This is a genomic window from Mesorhizobium sp. B2-4-17, from assembly GCF_006441275.1.
GTDB lineage: Bacteria > Pseudomonadota > Alphaproteobacteria > Rhizobiales > Rhizobiaceae > Mesorhizobium.
Map to the genome: position 1 here is coordinate 1 of NZ_VFUX01000067.1, position 6,265 is coordinate 6,265.

General features: G+C 64.2%; 3 protein-coding genes. 1 reads left to right on the forward strand and 2 read right to left on the reverse strand.

What is annotated here, in order from left to right:
- Positions 1-175 precede the first annotated feature (175 nt).
- A complete protein-coding gene (locus FJ548_RS29555) occupies positions 176-499 on the reverse strand; it encodes a YciI family protein (protein ID WP_140613560.1) in 324 nt (107 codons plus the stop codon).
- Between the two features lie 131 nt (positions 500-630).
- Positions 631-1,194, reverse strand: a complete 564-nt coding sequence (locus tag FJ548_RS29560) for a peroxidase-related enzyme (protein ID WP_140613559.1) — start codon at positions 1,192-1,194, stop codon at positions 631-633.
- Positions 1,195-1,330: 136 nt separating this feature from the next.
- Between FJ548_RS29560 and FJ548_RS29565 the strand changes: the two genes are divergently transcribed.
- On the forward strand, positions 1,331-6,121 hold the full coding sequence (locus FJ548_RS29565; protein ID WP_140779764.1) for an NAD-glutamate dehydrogenase: 4,791 nt from the start codon (positions 1,331-1,333) through the stop codon (positions 6,119-6,121).
- Positions 6,122-6,265: the final 144 nt, after the last annotated feature.

Genomic DNA, 6,265 nt, shown 5'->3' on the forward strand with positions numbered 1-6,265 from the left:
GGAGGCTGGCCGCAACCTCGGCGTTTTTTCAGCAACGCTGGCGATCGGCGAAATCGTCGATGAGAGCGTCCTCTCCCCGTCACTATACGGGGAGAGGATGCCGGCAGGCAGGTGAGGGGCAGCGCCGGCGATTTGTCTTGTCGCGCTTTACCGCGTCGCACGCGCGGCGCGCCCATTACATCATTTCGATGATAGGCGCGATCTCGATGCTGCAGTTCGGCATGGCCAGCATCGGGCAGCCCTTGGCCTTGTCGGCGGCATCGTCGATGTCCTTGGCCTCGATGATCGAATAGCCGCCGGTCGGATTGCTGCCGCCATTGTTCTCGACCTTGCCGCCCGGCAGCACGGTCTTGGACATGCCGACCGGATTGCCGCCGTCGACCACCGCCGAGCCCAGCTTTCCGAACCAGCCATTCCAGGCGTCCATCGCGGCTTTCCGCTCGGCCTCGGTCGCAGGCATCTTGCCGGAGCCATGATATACATAGAGAAATTTCGCCATGTTCTCCTCCTTGTTCAGCGGCATCGAACCGGCATGCGGCCGTGCCGCCCCACCATCATCGGGCCAAAAAGGCAAACACGCAATTAGAATGAGAGATTGCTAATATGTAATCTGGTTGGAGACCCGGTTCTTCACCTTGCCATGGCGTGGTATTCGTCATTCGGGCGCATGTCGATCGCCGCCGCCACCCGGTTCGACATGTTGAAGAAGGCAGCCGTCGAGGCGATGTCCCAGATGTCGCGGTCGCTGAAGCCGGCCTTGCGAAGCGTGGCCCGGTCGACCTCGACGATCTTGGCCGGTTCCTCGGTCAGCTTGACGGCGAATTCGAGCATTGCCGTCTGTCTCGGCGAAAGATCGGCGGCGCGGAAATTCATCACCATCATCTCGCCGAGCGAAGGGTCGCCGGACAGCTGCCGCACCGCCGCGCCATGCGCGGTCAGGCAGTAGTAGCACTGGTTGATGGAGGAGACGGCGACCGCGATCATCTCGCGCTCCAGCTTCGACAGGCCGGAATCGCCGAGCATCAGGTCGTTGTACATGTCGGTGAAGGCGCGCAGCTTCTTGTCGTCGAAGGCATAGGCCTTCAGCACGTTGGGAACGAGCCCGAGCTTCTCCTCGCATTTGGCGAAATAGGCTTTTGTCGGCTCGCTCAGTTCCCCCGTATCGAGATCAAGCGCGGTGATTTTGCCGGTCATGGTTCGTTTCTCCTCGTCGGGCGATGCCTTGCCGCCGAATTCCAGAATTCTTGGCAAGCCGTCAAACCTTTGTCGCCAAATGGCGGTCATCTGCTACCATAGTCACAAAAGCATACGACGGGAGGCAAGAAGCGTCATGGCCAGCGTGAAATCCGCAGCTAAGTCGAAGAAGAGGGCAACGGCGGCGGCGAAGACGGAGGACAGGCCAGCCAGGCTTGCCGATTACCTGCTCGCCCGTGCGCCGGCGGAAGACATCGCCGCTTATCAAGTGGGTGACCTGGAACGCGCCGCCGACCTCGCCGGCCAGGCGGTAGCCCGTCACAAGAAAGGCGAGTGCGTCGTTGCCGTCGAGAGCGATTCCGGCGTCGCCCGCGAAGGCAGGCCGATGACGGTCATAACGGTCGTCAACGACAATATGCCGTTTCTGTTCGATTCCATCCTCGGTGAGATCACCGAGACCGCCGGCGAGCCAACCTTGGTTACCCATCCGGTCATCACGGTGCGCCATGGCAAAGGCGGGGTTGAGGAAATCCTCGGCGACGGCAATTTCGCCAAGGACGACGGCAGCCACGACCGGCTGAGCGTCATCCACGTCCATATCCCGCGGCTGACCGCGGAGGCGGCAAACGCCTTGGCCGAGCGGCTGCGCAAGATGCTTGGCCAAGTGCATGCGGCCGTCAACGACTGGAAACCGATGCTGGCCCGGCTCGATCAGGCGATCTCGGAGTTCCGCTATTCGGCTGTGCCGCTCGACAAGAAGAGCGTTGCAGAGGCGATCGCCTTCCTGGAGTGGCTGCGCGACGACAATTTCACCTTCCTTGGCATGCGCGAGTTCAAATATACCGGCGGCGAGGAAAGCGGCACGCTGGAGCGCGCCGACAAGCCCGGGCTTGGTATCCTGTCCGATCCCGACGTGCTGGTGCTCAGGCGCGGCACTGAAGCGGTGACGACAACGCCTGAGATTCGCGCCTTCCTGCACGGGCCGGAGCCGTTGATCGTCACCAAGGCCAATGCCAAGTCTTCCGTGCACCGCCGCATCTATCTCGATTACATCGGCGTCAAGACCTACACCACCAAGGGCGCGTTGTCGGGCGAACTGCGCATCGTCGGCCTGTTCACCTCGACCGCCTACACGCGCTCGGTGATGAAAATCCCGTATCTCAGGTCCAAGGCCGAAACCATTATCGCCAAATCCGGTTTCGACCGGCACGACCATTCCGGCAAGGCGCTGATCAATGTGCTGGAGAGCTATCCGCGCGACGAATTGTTCCAGGTGCCGGTGCCGATCCTAAGGAAGCACGCCGCGGCCATCCTCGGCCTGATCGAGCGGCCGCGGGTCAGGGCGCTGGTGCGCGCCGACCAGTTCGACCGCTTCGTCTCGATCCTCGTCTTCGTGCCGCGCGACCGCTACGACAGCGTGGTACGCGAGAAGGTCGGCACCTATCTCAAGACCGTGTTCGAAGGCCGGCTGTCGGCCTATTACCCGGCCTTCCCGGAAGGCGGGCTGGCGCGTGTCCACTTCATCATCGGCCGCTCCGGCGGCAAGACGCCCAAGGTCGAGCAGGCGACGATCGAAGCGGCGATCCGCGATATCGTCCGCACCTGGGAGGACGCCCTTTCCGAGGCGGCTGAGGCTAGCGGCAGCGACCCGGCGTTGAAAGCCATTGCCGCAAGGCTGCCGGAAAGCTACCGCGATTCGTTCAGCGCGGCGGTGGCGCTGGTCGATGCCGGGCGCATCGCCAGGATCAGCGCCGCCAACCCGATCGCCATCGACTATTATCGCCATGGCGAGCAGAAGCCGCACCAGGCTGCGCTGAAGATCTATCATCATGGCAGCCCGGTGGCGCTGTCGCGGCGGGTGCCGGTGCTGGAAAATATCGGTTTCCGGGTGATCAGCGAGCGTACGTTCGAGGTCGGCGACGACGCGACGGGCATGGTCTTCATCCACGACATGGAGCTGGAGAACAGCTACGGCAAGCCGATCGATCTTGCCGATGGCGGCGCGCTGTTCGAGGACGCATTCCTGTCGGTCTGGCGCGGCGACGTCGACAATGACGGCTATAACGGCCTTGCCCAGACCGCCGGCCTGTGGTCTGAAGAAATCACCATCCTGCGCGCCTATGGCCGCTATCTGCAGCAGGTCGGCATTCCGCAAAGCCAGGATTTCATCGCCGCCGCGCTTAACCGCTACCCGGAGATCGCGCGCGGTCTGCATGCGCTGTTCATCGCCCGGCTTGGGCCGACGGCGGAGACGGAAGGCGCGGTGGCGGCGAAGCACCTCAAGGCCAAGATCAAGGATGCCTTGGAAGATGTGCCCAACATCGATGATGACACCATCATCCGCCGCTATCTCAATTTGATCGAAGCCTCGCTGCGCACCAATCATTTCGTTGCCGATACGAAACAGAAGGGTCAATCGCTGGCGATCAAGCTCGACTCGCAAGCGGTCGAGGGATTGCCGGCGCCGCGACCGTGGCGCGAGATCTTCGTCTACGGCTCCGAGGTCGAGGGCCTGCATCTGCGCTTCGGCCCGGTGGCGCGTGGCGGCCTGCGCTGGTCGGACCGCGCCCAGGACTACCGCACCGAAGTGCTTGGCCTGGTCAAGGCGCAGCAGGTCAAGAATGCCGTCATCGTGCCCGTCGGCGCCAAGGGCGGCTTCTATCCCAAGAAACTGCCGATGAGCGCCGGCCGCGACGCGATCTTCGAGGCCGGCACCTCGGCCTACAAGAACTTCGTCTCCAGCCTGTTGTCGATTACGGATAATATCGGGCTGGAGGGTGTCATTCCGCCGGCTGGCGTGGTGCGCCGCGACCAGGACGACCCCTATTTCGTCGTCGCCGCCGATAAGGGCACGGCGACCTTCTCCGACACCGCCAATGCCATCAGCGAAAGCCATGGTTTCTGGCTGGACGATGCTTTCGCCAGCGGCGGCTCGGCCGGCTATGATCACAAGAAGATGGGCATCACCGCCAAGGGCGCCTGGGAAGCGGTCAAGCGGCATTTCCGCGAAATGAACCGCGACATCCAGACCTCGCCCTTCACCGTCGTCGGCGTCGGCGACATGTCCGGCGACGTGTTCGGCAACGGCATGTTGTTGTCGCCAAAAACGAGGCTGATCGCCGCCTTCGACCATCGCGACATCTTCATCGATCCAGATCCCGACATGGAGGCGTCGATGGCCGAGCGCCAGCGCATGTTCGCGCTGCCACGGTCGAGCTGGCAGGATTATGACAAGACCAAGCTGTCGGAAGGCGGCATCATCGTTTCGCGCAGCCAGAAGTCGATCACCTTGCCGGCCGCGGCTGCGGCGGCGATCGGCCTTGCCAAGACGATAGCCACGCCGGTCGAGATCATGACCGCCATCCTCAAGGCGCCGGTCGACCTGCTGTGGTTCGGCGGCATCGGCACCTATCTGCGGGCCTCGACCGAGACCAATGCCGATGTCGGCGACCGGGCCAACGACGCCATCCGCATCACCGCGCTCGACGTGCGCGCCAAGGTGATAGGCGAGGGCGCGAACCTCGGCGTCACCCAGCGGGCGCGCATCGAGTTCGGAATGAATGGCGGCCGCTGCAATTCCGATGCCATCGACAATTCCGGCGGCGTCAACTGCTCCGACGTCGAGGTCAACATCAAGATCGCCCTGGCATCCGCCATGCGCAAGGGATCGTTGACGCGTCCGGCACGCAACAAGCTGCTGGCCGAGATGACCGAGGAGGTCGGCGGGCTTGTTCTGTCCAACAATTACGAGCAGACGCTGGCGCTTTCCATTACCCGCAAGCGTGGCCTCGCCGACATCGCGCATCAGGCCCGGTTCATGTCCGCGCTCGAAGCGCGCGGCCTGCTCGACCGTGCCGTGGAAACACTGCCCTCGCCGGCGGCACTCGCCGAACGCGAAGCACGCGGCGAGCCGCTGACCAGAGCCGAACTCGGCGTGCTGCTCGCCTATGCCAAGATCGTGCTGTTCTCCGACATCGTCGCCAGCGACGTGCCGGACGACGCGCATTTCGACCGCGACCTGATGGGCTATTTCCCGGACCGGATGGCGAAGAAATGCGCGTCCGAGATCCATGGCCACAGGCTGCGCCGGGAGATCATCGCCCGTGTCGTCGCCAACGACCTCGTCAATCGCGGCGGCCCGTCCTTCGTCAACAGGCTGCAGGAGGCCACGGGCCGCACCGCCGCCGATGTGGTGCGCACCTTCGCCGTGGTGCGCGACGGCTTCGCGCTGCCGGCGCTCTATCGCGAGATCGACGCGCTCGACAACCAGATCGACGGCCAGGTGCAGCTCGATCTCTATCAGATTGTTAGCCGGCTGATCTATATGAGCGGCGGCTGGTATCTGAAGAACGATGCCGGCATGGCGCCGCTCGGCCAGCGCATCGCCGAACTGCAGGAGGCGCGCAAGGCCCTGGAGCCCAAGCTCGTTTCGCTGCTGCCGGCTTTCTCGCGCGAGCGGATCGAGGAGAAGCGGCACGGGCTGTTCAAGGCCGGTGCGCCGGAACGGCTGGCCGAACAGCTGGCATTGAGCGAAGTGGCGGAACTGATCCCGGACATCGCGCTGACGGCACGCATGGCCGGCGCCGATATCGTCGCAGCCGCCAAGGCGTTCTTCGCCGTCAGCGATGCCTTCCGCATTCCGCGTGTCGAGGACGCCGCGCGCTCGATCACGCCTTCGGATTATTACGACCAACTCGCACTGTCGCGCGCCACCGACACGATCGGCGCGGCGCGGCGCGGCATCGCGGTCGCCGCGCTCACCAGTCATGCCAAGGCGGCCGATCCGGTGGCCGCCTGGCTGGAAGCCGGCGGCGAGCGGGTGGCGCGCATCCGCGAGCGGCTGCAGGCGCTGACCGAGGGCGGCGACATCACCGTGTCGCGGCTGTCGGTGGCGTCCGGGCTGATGAGCGATCTGACGGGGATGTGACGAATTCTTGCGGAGGTGGTGCCGCCCCTCATCCGGCTGCCGCCACCTTCTCCCCGTATAGTGACGGGGAGAAGGGAACCGGCCGGGAGGCCGGCGCTCATTCTGCCACGTCGACGATTGGCGAAATCCTCGGCGACAGCGTCT